General features: G+C 62.8%; 28 protein-coding genes and 1 pseudogene. 16 read left to right on the plus strand and 13 right to left on the minus strand.

Annotated features, from left to right (window positions below; translation table 11 throughout):
• Positions 1-42: 42 nt before the first annotated feature.
• Entirely contained in the window at positions 43-870 is an 828-nt protein-coding gene (locus ACIPZC_RS14610) for an ATPase (RefSeq protein ID WP_241804754.1), read from the plus strand.
• A gap of 113 nt (positions 871-983) precedes the next feature.
• Here the strand turns inward: ACIPZC_RS14610 and ACIPZC_RS14615 are convergent, their stop codons facing one another.
• Both ACIPZC_RS14615 and ACIPZC_RS14620 read right to left on the minus strand, forming a co-directional pair.
• Positions 984-2,033 (minus strand): alkene reductase, encoded by a 1,050-nt coding sequence (locus ACIPZC_RS14615; RefSeq protein WP_241804755.1) that lies wholly within the window; start codon positions 2,031-2,033, stop codon positions 984-986.
• 18 nt (positions 2,034-2,051) lie between these two features.
• Complete coding sequence (locus ACIPZC_RS14620; RefSeq protein ID WP_241804756.1) at positions 2,052-2,354, minus strand: helix-turn-helix transcriptional regulator; 303 nt, start codon at positions 2,352-2,354, stop codon at positions 2,052-2,054.
• A 152-nt stretch (positions 2,355-2,506) separates the two neighbouring features.
• On the opposite strand from ACIPZC_RS14620, the gene ACIPZC_RS14625 reads away from it, so the two are divergent.
• The gene (locus ACIPZC_RS14625) at positions 2,507-3,088 is read left to right on the plus strand and encodes an ACP phosphodiesterase (protein ID WP_267821214.1); all 582 of its coding nucleotides are present in this window, start codon (positions 2,507-2,509) and stop codon (positions 3,086-3,088) included.
• 21 nt (positions 3,089-3,109) lie between these two features.
• On the opposite strand, the gene ACIPZC_RS14630 is transcribed toward ACIPZC_RS14625, so the two are convergent.
• Positions 3,110-3,898, minus strand: coding sequence for a lysophospholipid acyltransferase family protein (locus ACIPZC_RS14630; protein WP_241804758.1), 789 nt, complete (start codon positions 3,896-3,898; stop codon positions 3,110-3,112).
• Positions 3,898-4,653, minus strand: coding sequence for an L-ornithine N(alpha)-acyltransferase (olsB, locus tag ACIPZC_RS14635; RefSeq protein WP_400627671.1), 756 nt, complete (start codon positions 4,651-4,653; stop codon positions 3,898-3,900). The genes ACIPZC_RS14630 and olsB overlap by 1 nt, the downstream gene beginning before the upstream one ends.
• A gap of 148 nt (positions 4,654-4,801) precedes the next feature.
• Here olsB and ACIPZC_RS14640 point away from each other — a divergent pair, with 148 nt between their 5' ends.
• From ACIPZC_RS14640 to ACIPZC_RS14665, 6 genes are all read left to right on the plus strand, one after another.
• Positions 4,802-5,689: an acyl-CoA dehydrogenase gene (locus ACIPZC_RS14640; protein ID WP_400627673.1), complete on the plus strand. Its 888-nt coding sequence runs from the start codon at positions 4,802-4,804 to the stop codon at positions 5,687-5,689.
• A 63-nt stretch (positions 5,690-5,752) separates the two neighbouring features.
• The gene (locus ACIPZC_RS14645; RefSeq protein ID WP_241804761.1) at positions 5,753-6,835 is read left to right on the plus strand and encodes a serine hydrolase; all 1,083 of its coding nucleotides are present in this window, start codon (positions 5,753-5,755) and stop codon (positions 6,833-6,835) included.
• Positions 6,832-7,128, plus strand: a complete 297-nt coding sequence (locus ACIPZC_RS14650) for an amidase (RefSeq protein WP_400627675.1) — start codon at positions 6,832-6,834, stop codon at positions 7,126-7,128. The genes ACIPZC_RS14645 and ACIPZC_RS14650 overlap by 4 nt, the downstream gene beginning before the upstream one ends.
• A gap of 44 nt (positions 7,129-7,172) precedes the next feature.
• Positions 7,173-7,754 carry a YceI family protein gene (locus ACIPZC_RS14655; RefSeq protein WP_241804763.1) on the plus strand — a complete coding sequence of 194 codons (582 nt, stop codon included), beginning with the start codon at positions 7,173-7,175 and terminating at the stop codon, positions 7,752-7,754.
• Position 7,755: 1 nt separating this feature from the next.
• Positions 7,756-8,913 carry a phosphatidylserine/phosphatidylglycerophosphate/cardiolipin synthase family protein gene (locus ACIPZC_RS14660; protein ID WP_349976180.1) on the plus strand — a complete coding sequence of 386 codons (1,158 nt, stop codon included), beginning with the start codon at positions 7,756-7,758 and terminating at the stop codon, positions 8,911-8,913.
• Between the two features lie 51 nt (positions 8,914-8,964).
• Positions 8,965-9,543 (plus strand): DJ-1/PfpI family protein, encoded by a 579-nt coding sequence (locus ACIPZC_RS14665; protein ID WP_241804765.1) that lies wholly within the window; start codon positions 8,965-8,967, stop codon positions 9,541-9,543.
• Positions 9,544-9,579: 36 nt separating this feature from the next.
• On the opposite strand, the gene ACIPZC_RS14670 is transcribed toward ACIPZC_RS14665, so the two are convergent.
• The gene (locus ACIPZC_RS14670) at positions 9,580-9,978 is read right to left on the minus strand and encodes a nuclear transport factor 2 family protein (RefSeq protein WP_241804766.1); all 399 of its coding nucleotides are present in this window, start codon (positions 9,976-9,978) and stop codon (positions 9,580-9,582) included.
• 115 nt (positions 9,979-10,093) lie between these two features.
• Between ACIPZC_RS14670 and ACIPZC_RS14675 the strand changes: the two genes are divergently transcribed.
• Positions 10,094-10,684: a GNAT family N-acetyltransferase gene (locus ACIPZC_RS14675; RefSeq protein ID WP_349976182.1), complete on the plus strand. Its 591-nt coding sequence runs from the start codon at positions 10,094-10,096 to the stop codon at positions 10,682-10,684.
• Positions 10,681-11,553 carry a carbon-nitrogen hydrolase family protein gene (locus ACIPZC_RS14680; protein ID WP_400627679.1) on the plus strand — a complete coding sequence of 291 codons (873 nt, stop codon included), beginning with the start codon at positions 10,681-10,683 and terminating at the stop codon, positions 11,551-11,553. Before ACIPZC_RS14675 ends, ACIPZC_RS14680 begins: the two co-directional genes overlap by 4 nt.
• A gap of 30 nt (positions 11,554-11,583) precedes the next feature.
• Here the strand turns inward: ACIPZC_RS14680 and ACIPZC_RS14685 are convergent, their stop codons facing one another.
• Positions 11,584-13,107 carry a fumarate hydratase gene (locus tag ACIPZC_RS14685; protein ID WP_016488901.1) on the minus strand — a complete coding sequence of 508 codons (1,524 nt, stop codon included), beginning with the start codon at positions 13,105-13,107 and terminating at the stop codon, positions 11,584-11,586.
• 249 nt (positions 13,108-13,356) lie between these two features.
• Between ACIPZC_RS14685 and ACIPZC_RS14690 the strand changes: the two genes are divergently transcribed.
• Positions 13,357-14,277 (plus strand): iron-sulfur-binding ferredoxin reductase, encoded by a 921-nt coding sequence (locus ACIPZC_RS14690; protein ID WP_400627881.1) that lies wholly within the window; start codon positions 13,357-13,359, stop codon positions 14,275-14,277.
• 96 nt (positions 14,278-14,373) lie between these two features.
• Here the strand turns inward: ACIPZC_RS14690 and pyk are convergent, their stop codons facing one another.
• A complete protein-coding gene (gene pyk / locus ACIPZC_RS14695; protein WP_039604343.1) occupies positions 14,374-15,828 on the minus strand; it encodes a pyruvate kinase in 1,455 nt (484 codons plus the stop codon).
• 171 nt (positions 15,829-15,999) lie between these two features.
• On the opposite strand from pyk, the gene ACIPZC_RS14700 reads away from it, so the two are divergent.
• From ACIPZC_RS14700 to sbcB, 3 genes are all read left to right on the plus strand, one after another.
• On the plus strand, positions 16,000-16,386 hold the full coding sequence (locus ACIPZC_RS14700; protein WP_241804769.1) for a tetratricopeptide repeat protein: 387 nt from the start codon (positions 16,000-16,002) through the stop codon (positions 16,384-16,386).
• Positions 16,387-16,509: 123 nt separating this feature from the next.
• Positions 16,510-16,869 carry a PilZ domain-containing protein gene (locus tag ACIPZC_RS14705; protein ID WP_241804929.1) on the plus strand — a complete coding sequence of 120 codons (360 nt, stop codon included), beginning with the start codon at positions 16,510-16,512 and terminating at the stop codon, positions 16,867-16,869.
• A gap of 46 nt (positions 16,870-16,915) precedes the next feature.
• Entirely contained in the window at positions 16,916-18,352 is a 1,437-nt protein-coding gene (gene sbcB / locus ACIPZC_RS14710; RefSeq protein WP_400627682.1) for an exodeoxyribonuclease I, read from the plus strand.
• An 80-nt stretch (positions 18,353-18,432) separates the two neighbouring features.
• Here the strand turns inward: sbcB and mvaT are convergent, their stop codons facing one another.
• Positions 18,433-18,810 carry a histone-like nucleoid-structuring protein MvaT gene (gene mvaT / locus ACIPZC_RS14715; protein WP_012312927.1) on the minus strand — a complete coding sequence of 126 codons (378 nt, stop codon included), beginning with the start codon at positions 18,808-18,810 and terminating at the stop codon, positions 18,433-18,435.
• Between the two features lie 297 nt (positions 18,811-19,107).
• Between mvaT and purU the strand changes: the two genes are divergently transcribed.
• Positions 19,108-19,959, plus strand: coding sequence for a formyltetrahydrofolate deformylase (gene purU / locus ACIPZC_RS14720; protein ID WP_241804771.1), 852 nt, complete (start codon positions 19,108-19,110; stop codon positions 19,957-19,959).
• A gap of 188 nt (positions 19,960-20,147) precedes the next feature.
• Here the strand turns inward: purU and ACIPZC_RS14725 are convergent, their stop codons facing one another.
• The 5 genes and pseudogenes from ACIPZC_RS14725 to ACIPZC_RS14745 form a co-directional block, all read right to left on the minus strand.
• The gene (locus tag ACIPZC_RS14725) at positions 20,148-21,140 is read right to left on the minus strand and encodes a lysylphosphatidylglycerol synthase transmembrane domain-containing protein (RefSeq protein WP_400627685.1); all 993 of its coding nucleotides are present in this window, start codon (positions 21,138-21,140) and stop codon (positions 20,148-20,150) included.
• On the minus strand, positions 21,137-21,901 hold the full coding sequence (locus ACIPZC_RS14730) for a DUF2334 domain-containing protein (protein ID WP_400627687.1): 765 nt from the start codon (positions 21,899-21,901) through the stop codon (positions 21,137-21,139). The genes ACIPZC_RS14725 and ACIPZC_RS14730 overlap by 4 nt, the downstream gene beginning before the upstream one ends.
• Complete coding sequence (locus tag ACIPZC_RS14735) at positions 21,894-23,015, minus strand: glycosyltransferase family 1 protein (RefSeq protein ID WP_241804775.1); 1,122 nt, start codon at positions 23,013-23,015, stop codon at positions 21,894-21,896. Before ACIPZC_RS14735 ends, ACIPZC_RS14730 begins: the two co-directional genes overlap by 8 nt.
• Positions 23,016-23,264: 249 nt before the next feature.
• Positions 23,265-24,029: a methyl-accepting chemotaxis protein gene (locus ACIPZC_RS14740; RefSeq protein ID WP_372490470.1), complete on the minus strand. Its 765-nt coding sequence runs from the start codon at positions 24,027-24,029 to the stop codon at positions 23,265-23,267.
• Between the two features lie 93 nt (positions 24,030-24,122).
• Positions 24,123-25,139, minus strand: a pseudogene (locus ACIPZC_RS14745) (cache domain-containing protein); the annotation flags it as partial.
• 165 nt (positions 25,140-25,304) lie between these two features.
• On the opposite strand from ACIPZC_RS14745, the gene ACIPZC_RS14750 reads away from it, so the two are divergent.
• The gene (locus tag ACIPZC_RS14750) at positions 25,305-26,780 is read left to right on the plus strand and encodes a helicase HerA-like domain-containing protein (RefSeq protein ID WP_400627689.1); all 1,476 of its coding nucleotides are present in this window, start codon (positions 25,305-25,307) and stop codon (positions 26,778-26,780) included.
• Positions 26,781-26,808: the final 28 nt, after the last annotated feature.

Consider the following 26,808-nt stretch of genomic DNA (forward strand, 5'->3'; position numbering starts at 1 on the left):
TATACTCATGTCTCTTTGCTACTACCGCGGTTGAATCTATCCATGCGCAACGATGCCCACGACGATTTTGATGATGTGCCAACCCTGCGTGCCGGCACCCCGGATGACGACGAACTCTTGCCGGCGCGGGTCTCGCGCAACCGTCAGAAGGCCGTCAGGCCCGCCAGCACGGGCCCTTTGTGGGCGTTGCTGGGGGCCTCGTTCATCGCCTTGGCCGGGCTCGGCTGGTGGAGCTTTCAGCAAATCTCGCTGATGGAGCAGCAACTGGTGGCTACCCAGGAAAGCTTTGCGCGCATCAGCGAGGAAGCAGCGGGGCGTTTGCAGGCGATCAGTGGCAAGGTCGCTGCCACTGAGACCTCTACCACCACCGGCAGTGAAGCGCTCAAGCTGCAGATCCGCCAATTGCAGGCCAGCCTGGCCGAGCAGGGCAAGCAACAGCAGGGCGTGGCAGGGCAAACGGGTGACTTGGGCAAGCGCCTGGAGCAGGTGCTGGCCGATACCCGCGAACAGCAAAAGGCGGTAACTGAACTGCAAACTCAGTTACAGGCGCAGTTGAAATCGGTGAATGCCGAGCTGGCGGCGTTGAAGTCGGGCCAGGTGGATGGCGGCAAGCTCGATGGGCAGCTCAAGAGCCTTAGCGAGGAGGTGGCCGCGCTGAAGAAGCAGGGCAACCCGAAAGCGGCGATCGAGAGCCTGGAGCAGGACGTGCTGGTATTGAAAAGCCAGGTGGACAATCGCCCAGCTGCGGCGGCTGCCGGTAGTGCTTCGGTTCAGGAGTTCGATGCGTTTCGTGGCCAGACGACCCGCAACTTCAACACCCTGCAAAGCCAGATTCGGAACCTGCAGCAGCAGATCAACGCCCGTCCTTGAGGCCTTGCGGGAGGGCTTTGCCCTCCTTACGTCAGGCCAGGGCGCTTCTACAGGATCATCCATAGGTCAGCCATGCGTCGCGCAGGGCCGCAAAGCGGCCCTGGCGTTCGGGCTTACAGCCGCGGGTAATCGATGTACCCCACCGGCCCCTTGGCATAGAAGGTTTCCGGGTGCGCCTGGTTCAACGGCGCATCGGCTGCCAGGCGTGCCGGCAGGTCCGGGTTGGCAATGAATGGCACGCCAAATGCCACCGCATCTGCCTTGCCACTGGCCAATGCAGCATTGGCACTCGCCTTGTCGAACCGCTCGTTGACGATGTAAGGGCCACCGAACGCTGCTTTGATCAGCGGGCCGATACTGTCATCGGCTTCCTTCTCCCGCGAGCAGATGAAGGCGATACCCCGCTTGCCCAGTTCCCGCGCGACATAGGTGAACGTTTCGGCGCGGTCGGCATCACCCATGTCATGGGCGTCTGCGCGCGGTGCAAGGTGCACGCCGACCCGGCCTGCGCCCCACACGCCGATGGCGGCGTCTGTCACCTCCAGCAGCAGGCGGGCACGGTTTTCCAGTGAACCACCGTAGCGGTCGGTGCGCTGGTTGGTACTGCTCTGCAGGAACTGGTCGAGCAGATAGCCGTTGGCGCCGTGGATCTCCACGCCATCGAAACCGGCCGCCTTGGCGTTCTCTGCGCCACTGCGGTAAGCCTCGACGATGTCGGCGATTTCTTCGCTTTCCAAGGCACGCGGGGTCGGGTATTCGGTGATCGGTCGCACCAGGCTGACATGGCCCTTGGGCTGGATGGCGCTGGGCGCCACCGGCAACTCACCGTTCAGGTAGCTGGGGTGGGAAATGCGGCCAACATGCCACAACTGCAAGAATATGCGACCGCCCGCGCCGTGCACGGCCTTGGTCACGTTGTTCCAGCCGCGTACCTGTTGGTCGTTCCAGATGCCTGGCGTATCAGGGTAGCCGACGCCCATGGGCGTGACCGAAGTCGCTTCACTGAGGATCAGCCCGGCGCTGGCGCGCTGCACGTAGTACTCGGCCATCAGCGCATTGGGCACCCGGCCTTCGTCGGCGCGGCAGCGGGTGAGTGGCGCCATGATGATGCGGTTGGGCAGTTGCACATCGCCCAGTGTGATCGGATCGAAAAGCGTGGTCATAAGTGTTTACCTGCTGGGTCAAAGCGCTTGGCGCAGTTGTTCGAGAAACGCCTGGATGGTGGCTTCGTTGCGTTTGAAAAAATGCCACTGGCCGATCTTCTGGCTGCTGACCAGGCCAGCGCGCTGCAAGGTCGCCAGGTGGGCCGAAACGGTCGACTGCGACAGGCCGCAGCGTTGATCGATCTGCCCGGCACAGACACCGTGCTCGGTGCTGTGGTGTTGGGCAGGAAAGTGCGCTGCCGGGTCTTTGAGCCAGTTGAGGATTTCTCGCCGGACCGGGTGGGCCAGGGCTTTTATTATTTCGTCGAGATCGAGAGGCATGGTGTGGGGCTCATGGTGTAGCCATATATCGTGATGTGACGAAATATAAATCGGTATTTCGCGATATAGAAATATGAAGTCGTTCTGAGCTGAGCGCGAATCGTTATATCGCGTTATAACGATATATGAGTGCACGGTGCTAAACTGCGCCCATGAACTACCTCGCACACCTGCACCTGGGCGGCCCGGCGCCGCAACAATTGCTTGGCAGCCTGTATGGCGATTTTGTCAAAGGCTCGCTGGAGGGGCGCTTTGCGCCGACGCTGGAAGCTGCCATCCGTCTGCATCGGCATATCGACAGCTATACCGATCAACACCCGCTGGTGTTGGCGGCGCTGGCGCGGTTCCCCCGGGAGCGGCGCCGCTATGCCGGCATCATCGTGGATGTGTTTTTCGACCATTGCCTGGCACACCATTGGGGCGACTACGCCGAGCAGCCGCTGGCGCAGTTTACCGGTGCGTTCTATCGCGTGTTGCTGGCCGAGCCCGAGTTGCCAGAACGCTTGGCACGCATTGCGCCCTCGATGGCCGCAGATGACTGGCTGGGGGCCTATGGCGATTTTGCCACCCTGGAGCAGGTCTTCAACGGCATTGGGCGACGCTTGTCCAGGCCTGAGGGCATGATGGGCGTGATGACGGAGCTTGAGCGGCTATACGAGCCGTTGCTGGCGGATTTCCGTGAGTTCTATCCGCAGTTGCAGGCGTTTGCCGCAGCGCAGAGGGCTGGCACCTAGCGCTGAACTGCCAATCGAGCATCAAGCCACCTGAGCCTGTCGGCCCAGGGCCACCTCCACTTCGCCAACGCCGAACAACGCCCGCTCGATGGCCTGCTGCGCCTGCAATGCCAATGCCGCGCGCTCTTTGTTCACGCTGCTGATCGGCTGCAACAGGTGAATGCACACCTTACCCCGCGGCTCGGCGAACAGGCGCAACAGGTGGGCCACCAGGTCATCGTTACCAATGAACGGCGCAACCAGGTCAGCCTCGCCATTGCGCAAGTACGCAAGGGCAACGGGCTGCACTGCCACACCCTGATCGATGGCCCCTGCCAGCAAACGCCCGTGGAAGGTCCGCACCTGGCGCCCGTCGGTCGTGGTGCCTTCGGGGAAGATCAACAGCGGCCTGGCGTCGCCCAGTTGTGCGCTGATCTGTTCACGCAGGCGCTGGCTGTCGCCGCCGCCGCGGCGGATGAACAACGTGCCGGCTTTCTCCGCCAGCCAGCCCGCCACTGGCCAGTGGCGGACTTCGGCCTTGGACAGGAACGATAGCGGCAGCAGCATGCCGAGCAGTGGGATATCGGTCCAGGACACGTGGTTGCTGACCCACAACATCGGCCGTTGGGGCAGTTCACCGATTACCTGCACGTCGAAGGGCAGGGCCGCGACCAGGCGCTTCATGAACAGGCAGGTCCAGCGCTGGCGGCGCTCGATGGAGGCTTTGCTGCCCAGGCGTTCGCCGACGGCGATCACGCTGGCCATGAGCATGCCCAAGAGCAGCACCAATAACAGCCTTGCGAGGCGGGCGAACACCCGCAGCTTGGGCATCAGACCGCTGCCTTGAAGTGGCGGGCGTAACGCGGGCACAGGTCATCACGCTTGAGCAGGATGAACACGTCGGCAACCTGGAAGTCCTCATCCCAGCAGGGTTCACCGCAGATCTTCGCACCCAGGCGCATGTAGGCCTTCAGCAGCGGCGGCATTTCAGCGATGACATTGTGCGGCAGGGCCAGGGTGGGCAGCGGGTTCTTCGGTTCTGCACGCAGATGTTCGGTGCACAGGTAGCGCTCGCGCAGCCGTTGCATGACAGCATGGGCCTGAACACCGCCATCCTGCATGGGGATGCTCGCGCAGCCCATCAGGTAGCTGTAACGGCCTTCATTGAGCACTTCGGCCAGCTCGCCCCAGAGCACGGCGATGGTGCCGCCGTTGCGGTAGCCGGGGTCCACGCAGGTGCGGCCCAGTTCGAGGATTGGCCCCTGCAGTTGCAGCAGGCCGTGCAGGCTGAATTCTTCTTCACTGTAGAAACGCCCCAGGCTGCTGGCGGCCTGATGGTCGAGCAGGCGGGTGGTGGCGACCAGTTCGCCGGTGCTCAGGTCGCGTACGCCGATGTGCTGGCAGTGTACGTCGTAGTCATCCATGTCCAGGCCCAGTTCAGCGCCCTTGAGCCTGGCCTTGAATTCTGCGCTGAACACTTTGTAGCGCAGGGCCTGTGCTTCCTGCAGGGCCGCGGCGCCGACCAGGCGTTCGGCTTGCAGACGGCGTTCAGTGCTGTTGTCGCCAGAGCGAGCGGTCCGAGTCATTGCGAGTCTCCCTAAGCCAGCCATGAAGGGTTGCGGCCGGTCGGCTTTGTTGTGCAAAGTCAGCCTAGGTAGGCGCGGTGTCACCCCTGTGAACCTTTGGTGATGCTTGCGTGACACCCCTGACAAGCGCTTATGAGAGGAGCGTCCGATGGCCTGGTTGCAACGACTCAACGATCCCTTTCGCCAGCCTCTGGCCGATACCTTGGGCGAGCTCTATGCCGCGCAACTCGAGCGCCTCGGCGGGTGCGCCCCGTTCGAGCTGGCGGTGCTCGGTGGGCGCGCCATGGCCACACCTGGCCTGGCGTTTCTGCTTGGCTACCAGGCCGCCTTGCGTGCGCTGTGGCCCAGCGCCCCCGCCACCCTCGGCGCGCTGTGCGCCACCGAGGGGCGTAGCGTGCGCCCGGCGCACATGCAGACGCGCCTGGAGGGTTTGCGCCTGACCGGCAGCAAGGACTTCGTGACCGCCGGGCTTGACGCCGAATGGCTGCTGGTGGCGGCGCGCAGCGAGGGGCAGGGTGAAGCACCGCGCCTTAGCCTGGGGGTGGTTTACCCGGGTGAGCCAGGGGTGACCCTGGAGGCGTTGCCGACCCTGCCATTGATGCCTGATGTCGGCCACGGGCGCCTGCAACTGCGCCAGGCTGCCTGCGAATTGCTCGCCGGTGATGGTTGGGATGCATACGTCAAACCGTTTCGTTCACTGGAAGATCTGTACGTGCTGGCGGCGATGGTTGCCTGGTTGTATGGCGTAGCGCAGGAAAGCGGCTGGCAACAGGCGCTGCGGTTGCGCCTGATCGGCTTGTTGGCGGGTTGTGCCGAGGCCAGCCGCCAGTGCGCCGACAGTGTCGGCTGCCATTTATTGCTGGCGGGCTTGTTTGCGCAGTTTCAGGCACTGAAGCCGTCCCTCGACGAAGCACTGTCGGCCGGGCCGGCGCTATGGGCGCAGCTGTGGCAGCGCGATCAGGGCGTCATGGCGCTGGCGACGGCTGCTCGGGAAAAGCGCCTGGCCAAGGCTTGGGAGGCTGCCGGATTGTCATGAACGCCTGGCAGGATCGCCTGATCCGTTGACACCCGGGTCGCCCTGCGGCCCCTAGAGGCGTTCATGTTCAAGACAGGGTTGATCATCCTGGCGGTGGCGGTCGGTTCGGCCAGGGCAGAGGACTGGCCCCTGCCAGAGTGGCAAGCCGACACCACGGCCATCGACTGGCAGGCTGTCGATAGCTATGCCTTCCCGGAGCGCGATACCACCCGGCGCAGCGGCATTCGCAGCGACGCCCTGCTGATCATCCGCGACGGCCGCATCCTGCACGAGCGGTACGCCGCGCCTACCACCGCGAAAACCGCCCACCTGACCTGGTCGGTGAGCAAGAGCGTACTGGCGACAGTGCTGGGCGTGGCCCAGGGCGAGGGGCGTTTTCAGTTGCAGGACCCCGCAGCACGCTATTACCCGCCCATGCAGGCCCACCCCGATGTGCGTATGGCCGACCTGTTGCATTGGGCCAGTGGCCTGGCCTGGCAGGAAGACTACGAATACGCACCGCTGAAATCCTCGGTGGTGGCAATGCTCTATACCCGAGGGCGCCATGACATGGCCGCGTATACCGCTGCAAGGCCCGTTGCCGAAGCGCCTGGGCAGCGATTCCTGTATTCGAGTGGCGACAGCAATGTCCTGGCCGCCGCATTGCGCGGCATGCTCAAGGGCGGTGCTTACCCTGACTACCCCTGGCAAGCGCTGTTCACCCCGCTGGGCATTCACAGCGCCGTGTGGGAGCGCGATGGCAGTGGCACCTTCGTTGGCTCTTCCTACCTCTACCTCAGTGCCCGCGACCTGGCACGCATCGGCCTGTTGATGCAGCGTGAAGGGCGCTGGGGTGGCCGCCAGTTGCTGCCGGCAAGCTGGGTTGCCTTCAATCGTACCCTGTTCAGCCAAGCCACACCGCTGCCCGGGGAAGCCAACCCCGGTGGCCACTGGTGGCTCAACCAGCCACTGCCGGGCAGTACCTTGCCCTGGCCTGACGCGCCGGCGGACACCTATGCCGCCCTCGGCCACTGGGGCCAGGCCCTTTACATACTGCCGAGCCACAAGCTGGTCATCGTCCGCTACGCCGATGACCGTGATGGCAGTTACAGCCATAACGAACTGCTAAGGCGCGTGCTGACAGCGCTGGCCAAGGAGGGGGCATGAAGCGGCTGCTGGGGCTGGTGCTGGTCGCCTTGCTGGGCTGGGCCTGGCTGGAGCGCCAGGCATTGGCGGACTTCCCGGGTATTCTTTCGGCTTATTCGGCCAAGGAGTATTGCTCGTGCCGTTTCGTCATGGGCCTGGACCCTGACTATTGTCGGGGTTATGTAGCGCAGTGGTTGCCGTTGAGCATGCTGGAGGAAGACAGCCAGCGGCGTCTGGTCAGTGCCGCAGGGCTGGGCCAGCGCAATCAGGCGGCATGGCAGGGCGCGCAGGTTGGCTGCCGCTTGCTGCCATGAAAAGGGCCGGGTAAGGTTGGCGGTCTGGTTTCACGAGATCTGTCATGTTCAAGCTGCCCCGTCTTTTACCCGCCCTGTTGCTGGCTCTGTGCCTGCCCGCTCACGCCAATTGGCACCTCGATGGTGAGTCCTCACGCCTTTCATTCGTCACCGGCAAGGACGGCGACACGGCCGAAGTCCATCGTTTTCTGGTGCTGCATGGTACCGTCGACCGCAAAGGCGCCGCCGGGCTGCGTATCGAGATGGATTCGGTCAGCAGTGGTATCCCGCTGCGGGACGAGCGTATGCGTGACGATCTGTTCGAGGTCGGCCGCTTTGCCGAAGCGACGGTCAAGGCCCAGCTCGACCTGCGGCCGATAAACGACCTGGCCGATGGCGCGCAGATCGAACTGCGCCTGCCGTTGACCGTTACGCTGCATGGCCAGTCGCACAGCTACAACGCCTTGTTGCTGGCAACCCGCCTCGATGCGCGGCGCTTTCAGGTGGTGACCCTTGAGCCACTGATTTTGCAGGCCCACGATTTCGGCTTGCTGCCCGGGCTGGAAACCTTGCGCAAGTTCGCCAAGCTCAAATCCATCAACCCGACGGTACCGGTCAATGCGGTGCTGATTTTCAACGCCCGCTGACATGCCGGGGCCGGTCTTTCCCTGGCGTGATGGCAACCAGTTCGAACTGCTGATCGACGGCCCCGAATTCTTTCCACGCATGCTTCAGGCGATCGTGGATGCGCAAGCCCAGGTCGATCTTGAGTTGTATCTGGTCGAGGCCGGGGCGTGCGCCGAAGCGGTGGTCGATGCACTGGAGCAGGCCGCCCGGCGTGGGGTACGCGTGCGGTGCCTGTTCGATGACTACGGCTCGCTGGCGTTCAATTCGGCTTTGCGCCAACGCCTGCTCGATGCCGGTGTGTACCTGCGCTGGTACAACCGCCTGCGCTGGCGCCGCGGCCTGCGCAACCTGTATCGCGACCATCGCAAGCTGCTGCTGGTCGACGAGCGCCTGGCGGTGGTAGGGGGTACCGGTGTCACCGATGAGTTCTGGACGCCGGGCGAAGCGACCAGCGAGTGGCATGAGGTGATGGTGCAGATGCACGGCCCGGTGGTCAGCGATTGGCAGCTACTGTTCGACCGCCAGTGGCAGGCCAACCACCGCCGTACTGCCTGGCGCCCCGCTGAGGGCTTCGGCCTGCCGCGCCTGCCCAAGGTGCCGGTGCATGGCCCGGGCATGGGCCGCGTGGCCTATGCCGACGCCCGCCAGCACCGTGACATCCTGCATTCGCTGGTGCGTGCGCTCAACAGCGGCAAGCAGCGCGTCTGGCTGGCCACACCTTATTTTCTGCCAACCTGGAGCGTGCGCCGTTCGCTGCGCCGGGCGGCAGGCAAGGGCGTCGATGTGCGCCTGCTGCTCACCGGCCCGCGGACCGATCACCCCTCGGTCCGCTACGCCGGCCATCGTTACTACCCTCGTTTATTGCGCGCGGGGGTACGTATCTATGAATACCAGCCGTGCTTCCTGCACCTGAAGATGGCGCTGGTGGATGATTGGGTCAGCGTCGGCTCGTGCAACTTCGATCACTGGAACCTGCGCTTCAACCTGGAGGCCAACGTCGAGGCCTTGGACCCGCCGCTGACGGCCGCCGTGGTCGCCAGCTTCGAACGCGATTTCGCCCTCAGCCACGAAGTCGACCTTGACCACTGGCACGCCCGGCCACTGTGGCGTCGTCTGAAGCAGCGGATATGGGGCTGGATGGACCGGCTGGTGGTCAACCTGCTCGACCGCCGTAACTGAAGCAGACTATCGTGCAGGGTGCTTCCCCAATTACCGAAGGAGTGGATGGCGATGACTGCGAAGAAGATTCTCATGCTGGTGGGCGACTACGTCGAGGACTACGAGGCGATGGTGCCTTTTCAGGCCTTGAGCATGGTGGGCCACACGGTGCATGCGGTGTGCCCGGAGAAAATCGCGGGGCAGACGGTGCGCACGGCGATCCACGATTTCGAAGGCGAGCAGACCTACAGCGAGAAGCCTGGCCACAACTTTGCCCTCAATCATGATTTCGTCCAGGTCCGTGCCGAAAGCTACGATGCCTTGCTGATCCCCGGTGGGCGTGCCCCTGAGTATCTGCGCCTGGATGAGCGCGTGCTGGCGCTGGTCAAGGCATTCGACCAGGCCAGCAAGCCGATTGCGGCGGTTTGCCATGGGGCGCAGTTGCTGGCGGCGGCTGGCGTGCTCGAAGGGCGTGAGTGCAGTGCGTATCCGGCCTGTGCGCCGGAGGTGCGCCTGGCAGGGGGCACGTTCATCGATATCGCCGTGGACCAGGCGCACGTGGATGGCAACCTGGTCACAGCGCCAGCGTGGCCGGCGCACCCGGCATGGCTTGCGGCCTTCCTCAAGGTGCTGGGAACGCGCATCAGCTGAGCCGGCCTGGTCGCCGGCTTGCCGGCGCTGCTGGGTTCAACCCACCTGCTCGACCCAGTCATTGAGGTTGTAGTAGTTGCTTACCCGGGCAATCTTCCCGCAGTGAATGTAGAAGAAGGCGCCTGCCGGTAGCACGTAGGTCTGCCCCTTGGCCGCAGGCAATCCCTCATCATCGGCCAGGTACTCGCCATGTACGGTGAACTCGGCTGCCGCGCGGCTGCCGTCGGCATTTTGCATCACCACGATATCGGCCAGGCGCTCGCGGTAGCAGCGGTTCATCTTGTCCATGAACGCGGCAAACCTGGCCTTGCCCATTTGCCGCTCGCCCTGGTTGATGTCGTGAATCACGTCTTCGCTGAGCAAGGCAAGGAAGGCAGGCATGTCGCCGGCATTGAACGCCGCGTAGTAGGCATTTACCAGTTCGGTAGCGGTCATGGAACAGTTCCTGTCGTGTAGGGGAAAGGTGCAGTCTTGGTTCGGATGATAGGGTTTCCCCTCAAGCCCGGCTTAGCCGAGCGCGTCATCCACATCGACAAAACGACCGCCAAGCATGGAAATACGCCTGTTGCACGGCGCCGCTATCGCGCCTTACATCGATGACCTCGCTCGTCTGCGCCTGACCGTTTTCCGCGAGTTCCCCTATCTCTATGACGGCACGCTGGAGTATGAAGCCGAGTACCTGGCAGCTTATGCGCGTTCCGGCCGCAGCCTGGTAGTGCTGGCCCTGGACAATGGCCAGGTGGTGGGCGCCTCGACCGGGGTGCCGCTGGTGGACGTTGCGCCCCAGTTTCAGCAGCCATTTCTGGCGCAGGGTCGCGACCCGGCCAGCGTGTACTACTTCGGCGAATCGGTGGTACTGCCCCAATACCGTGGCCAAGGCCTGGGTGTGCGCTTCTTCATCGAGCGCGAGTCTTACGCGCACAAGCTGGCCGAGTTCGATTGCTGCGCCTTCTGCACCGTCGAGCGCCCTGGCGTGCACCCAAGGCGGCCTGCCAACTACAAGCCATTGCACGGTTTCTGGCGAAACCGGGGCTTCCTGCATGACCCGTCCCTGCGCACGCATTACGCCTGGCGCGACCTGGACGAGCAGGAAAGCAGCGACAAGATCATGTCGTTCTGGCTCAAGGAATTACCGATATGATCCGTGTGGCGGCCTGCCAGTACGCCATCGAGTTGCATGAATCCTGGAGTGCTTACGCCGAGCACCTGCAACGCGTATGCGCCGAGGCGGTGGCGGCGGGCGCTCAATTGCTGCTGTTGCCTGAATACGCCGGCATGGTGCTCAGCGGCCAGTTGCCTGCCGACCAGCGCGGCGACCTGAAAGCCTCCATCGCCGGTGTTCAGCCGTTGGTCGAACCCTGGTTGGCGCTGTGCGAAGGCATCGCCCGGCGCTTGGGGGTGTACCTGCAGCCGGGCAGCCTGCCGGTGCTGGACAACGATGGGCACTATCGCAACCGGGCCTGGCTGTTCGGGCCGGAAGGTATGCTTGGGCATCAGGACAAACTCATGATGACCCGTTTCGAGCGAGAACACTGGGGCATCAGCGCGGGCCAGGGGCTGCGGGTATTCGATACGCGCCTCGGCCGCCTGGGCATCCTGATCTGCTATGACAATGAGTTCCCGCTGCTGGCGCGGCACCTGGCCGAAGCGGGGGCCGACCTGATTCTGGCGCCCAGTTGTACCGACACCGAAGCGGGCTACCACCGCGTGCGCATCGGTATTCAGGCGCGGGCGCTGGAAAACCAGATAGCGCTGTTGCAGAGCCCGACTGTGGGCTCGGCACCGTGGTCACCGGCGCTGGATGAGAACGTTGGGCGTGCGGGGTTGTTCGTGCCGCCGGATCATGGCATGCCGAGCAATGGCGTGGTGGGTGAAAGCGAAACGCTGAGCCCCGCGGGCAGCCAATGGCTGCTATGCGATGTGGACCTGGGAGCGGTCCGGCGGGTGAGGGAGCAGGGGCAGGTCTTTACCCGGCGCGATTGGCCAGAGCAGTTCGAGCGTATTGCGTGAATCGGGGCCGCGACGCGGCCCCGATACCGATTACTTGACTTCCACCGCCAGGCTTTCGGCGATCTTGCTCTGCCACAGCGCAGGGCCGGTGATGTGCACCGACTCACCGTTGCTGTCCACCGCGACGGTGACCGGCATGTCTTTGACTTCGAACTCGTAGATCGCTTCCATGCCCAGTTCGGCGAAGGCCAGCACCTTGGACTTGCGAATCGCCTGGGCCACCAGGTAGGCGGCGCCGCCGACGGCCATCAGGTAAACGGCCTTGTTGTCCTTGATCGCTTCAATGGCGGTCGGGCCACGCTCGGACTTGCCGATCATGCCCAGCAGGCCGGTTTGCTCAAGGATCTGGCGGGTGAACTTGTCCATCCGGGTGGCGGTGGTCGGGCCAGCCGGGCCTACCACTTCGTCACCGACCGGGTCGACCGGGCCGACGTAGTAGATGAAGCGGCCTTTGAGGTCAACCGGCAGCGCTTCGCCACGGTTGAGCATCTCGACCATGCGCTTGTGCGCGGCATCGCGGCCGGTGAGCATCTTGCCGTTGAGCAGGATGGTCTCGCCCGGTTTCCAGCTGGCGACTTCTTCCGGGGTGATGTCGTCGAGGTTGACGCGGCGGGCGCTCGGGCCTGCTTCCCAGACGATTTCCGGGTAGGCGTCCAGCGACGGGGCTTCCAGTTCGGCCGGGCCGGAGCCGTCGAGCACGAAGTGCGCGTGACGGGTGGCGGCGCAGTTGGGGATCATGCACACCGGCAGCGAGGCGGCGTGGGTCGGGTAGTCCATGATCTTGACGTCGAGCACGGTGGTCAGGCCGCCCAGGCCTTGGGCGCCGATACCCAGCTGGTTGACCTTCTCGAACAGCTCCAGGCGGATTTCTTCGAGGCGGTTCTGCGGACCACGGGCTTTGAGTTCATGGATGTCGATGGACTCCATCAACACTTCCTTGGCCATGACCGCAGCTTTTTCGGCGGTACCGCCGATGCCGATGCCGAGCATGCCGGGCGGGCACCAGCCGGCACCCATGGTCGGAACGGTCTTCAGAACCCAGTCGACGATCGAGTCGGACGGGTTGAGCATGGCCATCTTCGACTTGTTTTCCGAGCCGCCGCCTTTGGCTGCCACATCGACTTCGACCTTGTCGCCTGGGACGATCGAGTAGTGGATGACGGCTGGCGTGTTGTCCTTGGTGTTCTTGCGGGCACCGGCCGGGTCGGCCAGGATCGAAGCGCGCAGGACGTTTTCAGGCAGGTTGTAGGCGCGACGCACACCTTCGTTGATCATGTCGTCGACGCTCAGGGTGGCGCCGTCCCAGCGCACGTCCATGCCGACGCGCACGAATACGGTGACGATACCGGTATCCTGACAGATCGGGCGGTGGCCGGTGGCGCACATGCGCGAGTTGATCAGGATCTGGGCGATGGAGTCGCGCGCGGCAGGCGACTCTTCACGCAGGTAGGCCTCGTGCATCGCCTGGATGAAATCGACGGGGTGGTAGTACGAAATGAATTGCAGGGCGTCGGCGACGCTCTGAATCAGGTCGTCTTGCTTGATCACGGTCATGCAGCGCGCTCCTCTTAAAGACGGGAACATTCGTAAAGGCCTTCCGACACTGCACACCTGCGTGTCGAAACGCCTGGCAAGGCGTCGACAGGTCAGGCCGACGCAAAAAGGCGCGGCAGTATAGCGCGCCTGTGCCTGCGAAACACCTGCGCGTGGTCTGGACCATGGTCGGCAGGCGGCGGGCATCCTTTTTGCTGCCGATGCCGGCTTGCCTTAGAGTGGCGATGTATAGCCGGAGAAGTGATGACCATGCCTGAACTCTGTGTGGGCGAGCGCCGCTGGACGGTGCCCACCGGCAGCAATCTGCTCGATGCCCTGAACGATGCGGGGCTGAACGTGCCCTACAGCTGCCGTGCCGGTAGCTGTCATGCCTGCCTGGTGCATTGCCTGGAAGGGCAACCCGCTGATGCACTGCCAGAGGCCCTGGCGCTGGAAAAACACGCTCAGGGCTGGCGACTGGCATGCCAGTGCCGGGTGACTGATGACCTGCGCGTGGCGGTGTTCGACCCCCTGCTGGACGGCATCCCTGCACAGGTCTGTGCGCTGGACTGGTTGGGTGATGTGCTGCGCTTGCGCCTGAGGCCGGAGCGGGCATTGCGTTATCAGGCGGGGCAACATGTGGTGCTGTGGAACGGCCCGGTGGCCCGGCCCTATTCCCTGGCAAGCCTGCCGGGCGAAGACGCGTACCTGGAGTTTCATATCGATTGCCGGCACCCGGGCGCGTTTTGCGACAAGGCCCGTGGTTTGCAGGTCGGCGATACGTTGCGCTTGGGAGAGCTGCGCGGTGGGGCGCTGCATTACGATCTGGACTGGCAGGGGCAGGCGCTATGGCTGCTGGCGGCAGGTACCGGGCTTGCGCCCTTGTGGGGCATCCTGCGCGAGGCGGTGCGCCAGGGGCATCGGGGGGAGATCAGGGTGATGCATGTGGCCCATGATGAGGCAGGGCATTACCTGGCTGAGCCGTTGATGCAGATCGAGGGCGTGACTGTCGAGCGGGTGCTGGCAGGGCAGCTGGATGCAGCGCTGGCGACACTGCGGCCATCATCGCGCCAGACCATTGCGTTGGTGTGTGGCTCGCCGGCCAGTGTGGAGCGGTTCGCGAGGCGACTTTTCATTGCGGGGGTGCCGAGGAATCAGGTATTTGCCGACGTGTTCGTCGAGCATGCCTGACGGGGCTGTGCAGTGATCGAACCGGCCTGATCGCTGCGGCGCGTCGTGGCGACGAACCGCAGCGATGGGCCGCAGCGCGGCCCCGGTCAAGACCGATCAGCCGACCAGCGGATCACCGACATGCAGGATCTTCATGCCGTTGGTACCACCGATGGTGTGGTAGCTGTCGCCCTTGGTCAGGATCACCCAATCACCTTGCGCCACCAGGCCACGCTTGAGCAGCTCGTCGACCGCCGCCTGGCTGACCTTGTCGGCCGGCAGCGAAGCCGGGTCGAACGCGATCGGGTAGACGCCGCGGAACATCGACGCGCGCGCTTGGGTCGCGCGGTGCGGCGACAGTGCGTAGATCGGCACATGCGAGCGCAGGCGCGACATGATCAGCGGGGTATAGCCACTTTCGGTGAGGGCGATGATCGCCTTGACACCCGGGAAGTGGTTGGCGGTGTACATGGCCGCCAGGGCGATGCTCTCGTCGCAGCGCTCGAAGGTGGTGTGCAAACGGTGGCTGGACTTCTGGCTGGTGGGATGCTTTTCAGCGCCCAGACAGATGCGTGCCATGGCCTGGACCGCTTCGATCGGGTAGGAACCGGCGGCGCTTTCGGCCGACAGCATCACCGCATCGGTGTTGTCCAGCACGGCGTTGGCCACGTCGGAAACTTCGGCGCGGGTCGGCATCGGGTTCTGGATCATCGACTCCATCATCTGGGTCGCCACGATCACTGCCTTGTTGTTGCGGCGAGCGTGCTGGATGATCTTCTTCTGGATGGCGATCAGCTCGGCGTCGCCGATTTCCACGCCCAGGTCGCCACGGGCAACCATCACGGCATCGGAGGCAGCGATCAGCTTGTCGAGGGTTTCGTCGTCGGCAACGGCTTCGGCACGCTCGATCTTCGCCACCAGCCAGGCGCTGCCGCCGGACTCGTCGCGCAGCTTGCGGGCATATTCCATGTCGCTGGCGTCACGCGGGAAGGATACGGCGAGGTAGTCCAGGTCCATTTCCGCGGCCAGCTTGATGTCGGCCTTGTCTTTTTCGGTCAGGGCTGGTGCGGTCAGGCCGCCACCTTTGCGGTTGATGCCTTTGTGGTCCGACAGCGGGCCACCGATGATCACCACGCAGTGCAGTGCATCAGCGGTAGCGGTCTCGACGCGCATGACCACACGGCCGTCGTCGAGCAACAGTTCGTCACCAACGCCGCAGTCCTTGACCAGGTCGGGGTAGTCGATACCGACGATGTCCTGGTTGCCTTCGGTCAGCGGGTGGGCGGTGGAGAAGGTGAACTTGTCACCGATCTTCAGTTCGATGCGCTTGTTGCTGAACTTGGCGATGCGGATCTTCGGACCCTGCAGATCGCCCAGCAATGCGACATGGCGGCCGTTCTTGGCAGCGATCTCACGGATCAGGCGGGCGCGCGCCTTGTGCTCGTCCGGGGTGCCGTGGGAAAAGTTCAGACGTGCCACGTCCAGGCCGGCGAGGATCAGCTGTTCGATCACTTGCGGCGAGTTGCTGGCGGGGCCGAGGGTGGCGACGATTTTGGTACGGCGGATGGTCATGCACAGACTCCTATAGTGAAGCGCAGCGAAAGGCTACTCCTGAATCGCCCTGTAGTCATTGTTCCGTTGCACTACCTGAAGGCGGGTACGATAGGGCAGCTGCAAGCCGCACGTGGCAAGCTGAAGAAATATACCGGCACGCCGATATACTCTTTATTAAAGGAGATCCCCATGCGAGCCCTGATCGTTTTCGCCCTGGCCGCCAGCGCCGTCGGCTGTACCCGCTGGTCCATGGACCACCACCTGAACAACGCCTATCGTGCGTACGACCGTGGCGATTGCCAACGGGTGATGCTCGAGCTGTCACAGGTCGACCGCACCAGCCGTGCGCGGCCGTTCATCCATCCGGAAGTGTCGTTGCTGCGTGGCCAGTGCCTGGAGCGCCAGAAGCTTTACGTGGACGCTGCACAAACCTACGAGTACCTGATTCAGCAGTATCCACGCAACGAGTATGCCTACCGGGCCAAGGCGCGGCTGCAAACCCTGGAGAAACTGGGCCACTACCGCGCTGGCGAGGCTGCGATGGCCAACCCGGTGAGTACCTCTCCTTGGCGTTAACACCAAGGTGTCGTTTATTTCACGGGATTTGCCACGCGCGCTGCGCTAACCTGTAACTCAGTTGTTACAACAACCGCCAGTACCTCGTATTCCTGGCATCGGGTACGGACTGCAATTGTGACCATGTTCAACCAGCGTCATATCGAGCGCCATCAGTTGCCTTGCGTACTGATGGTCTTCAATCGCGTGACCGATCAGCCGATCGGGCAGTTGGGCAATGCCTCGGAAGATGGCTTGATGTTGATCAGCCAGTTACCGGTGCTGGTGGGCCCGGATTTCGAATTGCAATTGCGCTTGCCGCTGCCCGGTGGCGGCTTTCAGTTCATCAACCTGACCGCCAGTTGCCTGTGGTGCCGTGAGGACCAGACGCCTGGCCATTACGATTCGGGCTTCATGCTGTTGCAGGCACCACGCGAGTACGACGAGTTCGTGCGCTCGTTGCGCGACTATTTCAGTTTCCATCCGGCCAACGCTTCCGTCTGAGGCCATGTCCGCTAGAATCGGGGCGACCTTCGATCAGGACGACCCCGTGACCTCCAGCATTTTCTGGCACGACTATGAAACCACCGGTATCAATCCGCGCTGCGACCGGCCGTTGCAGGTGGCCGGTGTGCGCACCGACTTCGAGCTCAATGAAATCGACGAGCCCATCAGTCTTTACTGCCGCCCCAGCGACGATATCCTGCCGCACCCGGCGGCTTGCCTGGTGACAGGCATCACCCCGCAGCAGCTGGCCAACCAGGGCCTGAGCGAAGCCGAGTTCATGACGCGGGTGCACGCGCAACTGGCCCAACCGGGTACCTGCGGCGCGGGTTACAACACGCTGCGCTTCGACGACGAGGTTACCCGCTACAGCCTGTACCGCAATTTCTTCGACCCGTATGCCCGGGAGTGGCAGGGCGGCAATAGCCGCTGGGACTTGATCGATGTGGTCCGCACTGCTTACGCCCTGCGCCCTGAGGGCATCGTCTGGCCGCAACAGGACGGGCGCGTCAGCTTGCGCCTTGAATTGCTCAGCAAGGCCAACGGCATCGATCATGGGCATGCCCACGAGGCACTTTCCGACGTGCGGGCTACCATCGCGCTGGCGCGCTTGATCCGCGACAAGCAGCCTAAGTTGTATGAGTGGCTGTTCCAATTGCGCAGCAAGCACAAAGTGATGGAGCAAATCCGTCTGCTGCAGCCCTTGGTGCATATATCGGGGCGCTTCTCGGCGGCGCGCAATTATCTTGGGGTGGTCTTGCCGTTGGCCTGGCACCCACGTAATCGCAACGCGCTGATTGTGTGCGACCTGCAAAGTGAAACCCTACCCTTATTAAGGGAAAGTGCCGAGGTAATTCGTGAGCGCTTGTACACGCGTCGTGAGGAATTGTCTGATGGGCAATTACCCATACCGCTGAAGTTGGTGCAGATCAATCGCTGCCCGGTAGTGGCGCCGCTTTCGGTATTGCGCGCGGCCGATCAGCAACGGCTCGGGATCGATCTGGCGCTCGTACACGCTCGCGCTGAAGAGTTGGCCAATCAGCAGAACGCCTGGCAACACAAGCTGGAACACATTTACGGCAAGGACGACTTTGTTCCGAGTGAAGATCCGGAGCAGCAATTGTATGAAGGGTTTCTCGGCGACCGCGATCGCCGGCTGTGTGAACAAGTAAGAACGCTGGACCCTTCTCAGTTGGGGCTAGGCCACTGGATGTTCGATGACCCGCGCCTGCCTGAGTTGTTGTTCCGGTACCGGGCGCGTAACTTCCCGGACACCTTGAATAGCGAAGAGCGGCAGCGCTGGTATGGTTTCTGTCAGCAGCGATTGAGCGACCCACACTGGGGAGCACCGAACACGCTGGGCGACTTCGAGCAGGCGCGGCAAAGCGTCTGGGCCAAGGCGGACGAGCCGGGGCGCCAGGTGCTGGACGCCTGGCAGGCGCATGCCCGGCAACTGGCAGAGCAATTTGCCATTCCTTTTTGAGTGGTTTTGTACACGCAAACAAAAACGCCGGCATCGTGCCGGCGTTTTTATTTTAAGCAGTACAGCGATCGAGCGGACAATCAGTCCAGCAGGGTCGCCCAGCTTTCAACCACATCGCCACCCCATTTGGCTTTCCACTCTTTCAGGGTTTTGTGGTTGCCGCCTTTGGTTTCGATCACTTCACCGTTGTGCGGGTTTTTGTATTGCTTGACCTTGCGCGCACGTTTGGTGGCGGTGGTCTTGACTGCGCCACGTGGGCCTTTGCTCAGCTTCGATTCTGGGTCGAGCAGGGCAATGACGTCGCGCAGCGATTTGGAGTATTCGCCCATCAGCGTGCGCAGTTTGCCTTCGAACTCCAGTTCTTTCTTCAGCTTGTCATCCTGCGACAGGTTGGCCAGGCGGGCTTGAAGTTCTTTGATGGCTTCTTCGGTGGCGCGGTATTCGTTGATCAGGGACATGGAGTGTTCCTTAATGCGTGTTCGGGAAATGTGTGGAGCAATAATAGACAGGCGATACTCTCAAGTAAACCTATTAATCAGTTCATCAACTGTTTATGTGGGCTGTGACAAAATATCTCAAGGTTAAAAAAATATTTACATTAGCCCGCGTAACTCGTCATGTTTCGCCTGGCTGTTGCTGCGTGCCACGGCCCGCGTCTAAGCGCGCAAGGGGCGGTGGCGGGGTGCAATGATTACTGCGTTTTTCCGGGCGGGCCGCTAGAATGAGCGCCTTTGCGAAGTTCTGGAGTCTTATTCATGCGCACCTATCGTCTGGTGATCGCTTGCCCCGACCGTGTTGGTATCGTGGCGAAAGTCAGTAATTTCCTGGCTTTGTACAACGGCTGGATCAACGAAGCGAGCCACCACTCCGATGAGCAGAGTGGCTGGTTCTTCATGCGCCATGAAATCCGCGCCGAATCGCTGCCATTCGGTATCGAGGCCTTCCGCGAAGCCTTTTCGCCGATAGCCGAAGAGTTTTCCATGACCTGGCGCATTACGGATTCGGCTCAGAAAAAGCGTGTGGTGTTGATGGCGAGCCGTGAATCCCACTGCCTGGCTGATCTGTTGCATCGCTGGCACACCGATGAACTCGATTGCGAGATCCCTTGCGTGATCTCCAACCACAACGACCTGCGCAGCATGGTCGAGTGGCACGGCATCCCGTTCTTCCATGTACCCGTCGACCCGAAAGACAAGGCGCCTGCGTTCGCTGAAGTGTCGCGCCTGGTCCAGGAACATGCGGCCGATGTGGTTGTGCTGGCGCGGTACATGCAAATCCTGCCACCGCAGTTGTGCCAGGATTACGCCGAAAAAGTCATCAACATCCACCACAGCTTCCTGCCGTCGTTCGTCGGTGCCAAACCTTACCACCAGGCCGCCCTGCGTGGGGTGAAGCTGATCGGTGCTACTTGCCACTACGTGACCGAAGAACTGGACGCAGGCCCGATCATCGAGCAGGACGTGGTGCGTGTGAGCCATGCCGACAGCATCGAGGACATGGTCCGCTTCGGCCGCGATGTGGAGAAGATGGTGCTTGCCCGTGGCCTGCGCTATCACTTGGAAGACCGCGTGCTGGTGCACGGCAACAAGACTGTCGTGTTCGACTGATACGGGCTTTGGGGCTGCACTGCAGCCCCAGCCATGCACGGGGTGAAACATGACAGGCTCACGCAACAAACCCACCGCATCAGCACCGCCTACCCTCGGGGAAGGCTGCCTTTCTCGCTACGACCCCGACGCCCTGAGCGAACAGGACGGCACTGATTTCCCCGGTGCCGCTGAGCTCTGGCGCCAGCTCAACCCGTCTGACGCCGCCAGCGCTCCAGCAGGGGACGCGCCAGCAGGCAAACAAACACCGGCCCCCCGGCCAGCAGATAAAAGTAGTAAGTGACCGCACGCCAGATCAGGATCGCCGCAGCCGCGGTGGAACTGCCCACCAAAGGCGTCAACAGGCTCGCCGAGGTCAGCTCGGCCGCCCCGGCGCCGCCCGGCAGCAGGCTGAACTGCCCGGCACTGAGCGAGAGCATCTGTACCAGGAAGCTCGGAATCCACGACAACTCCACGCCCAAGCCTTGCAAGACCAGGTACAGCACGCTGTAGCGCAGGCTCCAATGCGCGCAGGTGAGGGTGAACACCAGTGCCAGTGTGCTTTTTGGCAGCTGCCAGGTCTGCGCCAAGGCATCGATGAAGTGCAACAGCTTGCGCGCCCAGCGCCGTTTGCGCGCAGGGGCCACCCCCATGCGCTGCAGCAGCCGCCCATTCAGGCGCATCACCGTTCGTCGGTACCGTAGCAGCGCCACGATTGCCGCCAGTGCCGAGCACAGCAGTAGGGCACTGCCCAGCAACATGCTCTGCTGGCTGCGGCCAAGGCTGTGGAACAGTGCGTAACCGGCTATTGCCAACATGGCGCAGAAGAAGAACAACAGATCATTCAACTGGTCCATGGCAAACACCGCGCCGCTGCGTGCCGGGCCGATACGGTCACGGGCCAGCAGGGCCATGAGTGTCAACGGCCCGCCGCTGCCGCCTGGGGTGGTGCAAATGGCGAATTCGGTGGCCATCACCACGCCGAGGCTGCGCACGTGGCCGAGCTTTGCTCCCTGCTGGCCAAGCAGCAGGCGCAAGCGCACGGCATTGATTATCCAGCACATCAGGATCATGCCCAGCAGGGTCAGCATCAGTGCGGGGTCGAAGGCCTTGAGCCTGGGCAGCAGGTCGCTGCCCCCCAGCAGGGCCGGTATCACCATGGCCATCACCAGCGCCATGGCCAGCCAGCCCAGACGGTTCATCCTACTGCCTGGCGCTGTAGCCAGGCCGACTTGGTCAGGGGGGCGCGCCCTTGCATCAGCAGCTTGTCCAGCGTGCGCAGCCAGTAATCTCGTGAGGAGCGGTGGCGCATGTCCACGGGGTGCAGCCCAAGGCGCAGGGTCTCAGCGTTGCGCCAGCGCCTGCACTGCCAGTCACAGACCACCTGCGACATACCACGACGCCAGGCGCTGCGGGCACTCCAGACCAGGCCTGGGGCATTGAACGCGGTGAAGTCGGGTAAACGATAAAGGTGCTGCGGGGTGCTGGTGTAGCGCAACGGCAATTGGCTCAAGGCCTGGCGGGTGCCTTGGCTCATCAGCCAGGCCGGGGCGACGAAGCCTGCCACGGGCCAGCCTTGCCGGTCGAAGACTTCAAGGCCGGCCTCCAGGCGTTGCATGGCCTGCGCCTGGTTCAAGGCATAGAACTCCCCTTCATGGGTGTACAGGCGGCGCATGAAGTAGTCACGCAGGCTGCGTGGCGCTGGCCCGTCGTCGGCGTGATACAAGCCATGCAGCGCCAGTTCGTCGCCACGCGCCAGGCGTCGTTCGAGCAGGCGGCAGAATGCGGGTGAGCCCGCCAGCGGGTTGCGGTGATGGAAGTTCGGCACTACCAGCCAGGTCATGGGCACATGGCCCATTTCGTCGACGGCCTCGACGAAGGGCTGGTAATCCGGCCAGGTCTCAGGCGCGATGTCATGCAGCACAAGCATCAGGCTGCCCGGCGCGGCGCTGGTCTCAAGCATGGGCGCGTACCTGCGGTTGATGGCCAAGCACCGCCTGATAGTGCTGCAGCAGGCCGGCGACGACATTGTCCCATGAATAATGCTGCTCCACATGGCTGCGGGCCTGGGCGCCGAGCTTGCGCACGCCGGCTTCGAACACCTCACGCACCGCGGTGGCCATGGCCAGGCCGTCGTTGGCCCGGCACAGGCGACCGCACTGCTCATTGACGATCTCGCCGAAGGCCCCGGCGTGCACGGCCACCACGGGAGTGGCGCTGGCCATGGCTTCAAGGATGACCAGGCCGAAGGTTTCCTGGTCGCCGGCATGCACCAGCAGGTCGGCGCTGGCCACGAGCCGGGCGACGTCCTGCGGCGCGCAGAATCGATTGATGACGCTGACGTTGTCAGGGACGTTGCTTGGCATGTTCGAGCCTACCAATAGCAGGTGGTAAGGGCGGCCAAGACGCTGTATGCAATCGAGCAGTACGGGCAGGTTTTTTTCCCGCGAGCCACGGCCAGCGAAGACCAGCAGGCGGCTGGTATCGGGGATACCCAGTTCGGCGCGCAGTTGTGGGTCACGGTGTTGCGGGTTGAACGTGGCCAAGTCCACGCCCAGGCGCTGCACATGCACATCGCGCACGCCCAGGCGGCGAAGTTTGTCGGCCATCACCTGGCTGGGCGCCAGCACTCGGTCGAAATTGCCGTACAGCTTGCTGACATAGGCTTCTACATTCGGCGTGAACCAGTTGCCCATGCGGTTGCTGACCAGCAGTGGCAAGTCGGAGTGATAGAAGCCGATCACGGGGACATCGAGCTGGCGGCGCGCCTCGAGGGCGGCCCAGGCGGTAAGGTACGGGTCACCCACTTCGATGAGGTCGGGCTTGAGGCCGCGCAGCACATTGCACCAGGGGGCAAGGCGCACGGGGAAGCGGTAGCCTTTGCCAAAGGGCAGGGGCGGCGCCGGAACTTGATAGATGCCGTCTTCCTGGCGAGCACTGGCCCCGGGAATCAACAGGCTGTGGCGTACGCCCTCAATGGCGTCGAGACGGTGGTGTTTGGCATCAAGATAGGTACGTACGCCCCCGCTGGCCGGGGCGTAGAACATGGTGATGTCAGCGATGTGCACGATCAGCATCCCTCCGGGATCGACTTTTGGTCCGTCATCGGGCTGTAACAGGCCGACGATGACGCGCCTAAAGATTGACCTACCTGAAGGATAGTTTGTTCGGTTGGGTTGGGAGCAGCAGCTGCAGCTGCAAGCTGCAAGCTTCAAGCTTCAAGCTTCAAGCTTCAAGCTTCAAGCGGCAAGCTACAAGCGGCAAGCTACAAGCGAGAGGGCGCATGGCCCGCTTTTACTTGCAGCTTGCAGCTTGCCACTTGCAGCTTAGATGCGGAAGCTGCCTACCAGGTGCTTGAGGCGGGTGGCCTGTTGCTCGAGGTCCGAGCACGCTCGCAGGGTGGCCTGGAGGTTCTCCACGCCTTCCTGGTTGAGCATGTTGATCTCATTGATGTCCATGTTGATCGAGTCGACCACCGCTGTCTGCTCTTCGGTTGCAGTTGCAACCGACTGGTTCATGCCGTCGATTTCACCGATGCGCACAGTCACGCTGTCCAAGCGCTCACCCGCCTGGTTGGCGATCGCCATGCTGTCCTGGCTGTGGCGCTGGCTCTGGCCCATGGTGTCCACCGACTCACGGGCACCGACCTGCAACTCCTCGATCATCGCCTGGACCTGTTGCGCCGACTCTTGGGTACGGTGCGCCAGATTGCGGACTTCGTCGGCGACCACGGCAAAACCACGCCCGGCTTCACCCGCCCGTGCGGCCTCGATGGCAGCGTTCAGCGCCAGCAGGTTGGTCTGCTGGGAGATGCTGGTGATCACTTCGAGGATCTGGCCGATGTTCACCGTCTTGCTGTTGAGCGTTTCGATGTGCGCGCTGGACGTGACGATCAGGTCCGACAGGCGATTCATCGCCTCGATATTGCGCGTCACTACCTGCTGACCTTCTTCTGCCAGCAGCCGTGCAGAACTTGCATGCTGCGAAGCCTGGGCGGCATTGCCGGCGATTTCCTGGGCGGCGGCACCCAGTTCATTGATGGCCGCGGCAACGCTGTTGGTGCGGTTGGACTGCTCGTCGGAGTTGGTCATCGACGAGTTGGAGGCGCTGATCACGCGCAGCGCCACCTCGTTGACCTGCTCGGTGGCCGAGGACACCTCGCGGATCGAGCCGTGGATGCGCTCGACGAAGCGGTTGAAGGCAGTGCCGAGGATGCCGAACTCATCCTGCTGGTGAATTTTCAGGCGTTTGGTCAGGTCGCCTTCACCTTCGGCGATGTCCTCCATGGCGCGGGTCATGGTGAGCAACGGCTGCATCAGCACGCGGATCAGCAGGCCCAGCAAACCGATGATGATCACGACCGCCACCACCGTGGCGATCACTGCCGAAGTACGGAAGTTGCTGAGCATGGCAAAGGCTTTGTCCTTGTCCACGGACAGGCCGATGTACCAGTTGGCCGATGGCAGGCCCTTGATCGGGGTGAAGGTCAGTAGGCGGGTCTGGCCATCGGCTTCGATCTCAGTGAGCTCGCCCGTCAGTTTTGGCGTGTGCTGCGGGAACAGGTCCGACAACGACTTCATGACCAGTGCCTTGTCAGGGTGCACCAGAATCTTGCCTTGGTCGTTGACCAGGAAGGCGTAGCCCATGCCGCCAAAATTCAGCGAGTTGATGATCTGCACCAGGCCGTCCAGCGCCAGGTCGCCGCCGACCACGCCGACCCCCGCGGACACTTTGCTGAGGATGCCGATGACCATCTGGTTGGTGGTCATGTCGATGTAGGGCTCGGTGAGGATGGCGCCCGTGGCGCTCATGCCATCCTTGTACCAGGGGCGGGTGCGGGGGTCGTAGCCATCTGGCATCTTCGAGTCGGGGCGCACGCTGAAGCCACCATCGACCTTGCCCAGGTAGACGGTCAAAAAGCTTGAAGTCAGGGCACTCTGGCCCATCAGCGTTTCTGCGCTGGCAGGTTGCTGGGCGATGTTCTGCGCCAGGTTTTCAACCAGCTTTATCCGGCCTTCGAACAGGTTGCGAATGTTGTTCGAAGTGGAGGCGCCCATTTCAGCCAGATAATTCTCCAGGTCTTCACGGATGGCATTACGCTGGAGATAGTCGTTGTAGAGGGTGAACAGGCTAAAGGCGAGTATCACGATCAGTGATGCGGCCAAAAGAATCTTGTGGCTGAAACGAAGGCTTTTGTTCATGGCGTGATCGGTTCCGCTAAGGTTTTTATCGGGCGTTCGCACGAGTACCGCTTAAAACAGTGCAACATCCCGTAAGTCCTTTCAGGGGTGTTCTGTCTTCAAAGGCGAATATCATCCAGAGCTATCGGCTGATGGGTGGTCGAGCTTGAGCAGGGGATTAAAAAGATGTCGGAAAACTCGACGATAGTTGTAGGTGCTGGCCCGGATGGCCAGCCTGTGACGCAAGCCATGCGCCTGGCTAACCGCCATGGCCTGGTCGCCGGTGCCACCGGTACCGGCAAGACCGTGACCTTGCAACACCTGGCGGAAGGGTTCAGTGATGCCGGTGTGGCGGTGTTCGCGGCCGATGTCAAAGGTGACCTGTGCGGTGTCGGTGCGGCGGCAGCGCCCCAGGGCAAGGTGGCCGAGCGCATTGCCGGCATGCCTTGGCTGGGGTACCGGGCGCAAGCCTACCCGTTGAGCCTTTGGGATATCGCCGGGCAGTCCGGCCACCCGCTGCGCACCACCCTGAGCGAGATGGGGCCGCTGTTGCTTGGCAACCTGCTTGAACTGACCGACAGCCAGCAGGCAGCGTTGTATGCCGCATTCAAGGTGGCCGACCGTGACGGGTTGCTGCTGCTCGATCTCAAGGACCTCAAGGCGCTGCTGGCACACCTTAAAGACAATCCCCAGTTGCTGGGCGAAGACAGTGCACTGATGACCACCGGTTCGACCCAGGCATTGTTGCGTCGTTTGGCAACGTTGGAGCAGCAGGGCGCCGAGGCGCTGTTCGGTGAGCCGGCATTGCAACTGGAGGACCTGCTGCGCACGGACGCTGATGGTCGTGGGCGAATTCACCTGCTCGATGCCAGCCGCTTGGTGCATGAGGCGCCGAAGGTCTACGCCACCTTCCTGCTGTGGCTGTTGGCCGAACTGTTCGAGCAGTTGCCGGAGCGAGGCGATGCCGACAAGCCGGTGCTTGCGCTGTTTTTCGACGAAGCCCATCTACTGTTCAACGGCACCCCGAAAGCGCTGCAGGATCGCTTGGAACAGGTGGTTCGGCTCATCCGCTCCAAGGGCGTGGGGGTGTTCTTTGTCACCCAGTCGCCGGGCGATCTGCCCGACAGCGTGCTGGCCCAATTGGGGTTGCGCATACAGCATGGGTTACGGGCGTTTACCGCCAAGGAGCAGAAGTCGCTGCGGGCCGTGGCAGACGGCTTTCGCCCGAACCCGGCATTCGACACTCTGGCAGTGCTGACCGAGCTTGGGATTGGCGAGGCGCTGGTGGGGACGCTTGAAGACCGGGGGACGCCGGCGATGGTGCAGCGAGTACTGATCGCACCGCCGCAATCGCGAATCGGGCCGTTGAGTGCGGGCGAGCGTAGTGCGCTGATAGCCGGGTCGCCGTTGGTGGGGCGCTATGACAAGCCGATCGACCGTGAGTCGGCGTATGAAATGCTGGCCCGGCGCAAAGGCGAGCCGGCGGAGCCGGTACCGGCGCCCCAGGCGGATGAAGACAGCTTGGTGGTCAAGGCTGGGGACTTCTTGCAGAGCGCAGCGGGGCAGGCGATCAAGTCGGCTGTGCGTCAGGCGGCCAATCAGTTAGGGCGCCAACTGGTGCGGGGGTTGATGGGGTCGTTGCTTGGGGGTAAGAAGCGTTAGCGGTGGTGATGCTGGCTTCTGTGCATTA

The organism is Pseudomonas sp. NPDC089743 (assembly GCF_044748785.1).
Taxonomy (GTDB): domain Bacteria; phylum Pseudomonadota; class Gammaproteobacteria; order Pseudomonadales; family Pseudomonadaceae; genus Aquipseudomonas; species Aquipseudomonas putida_X.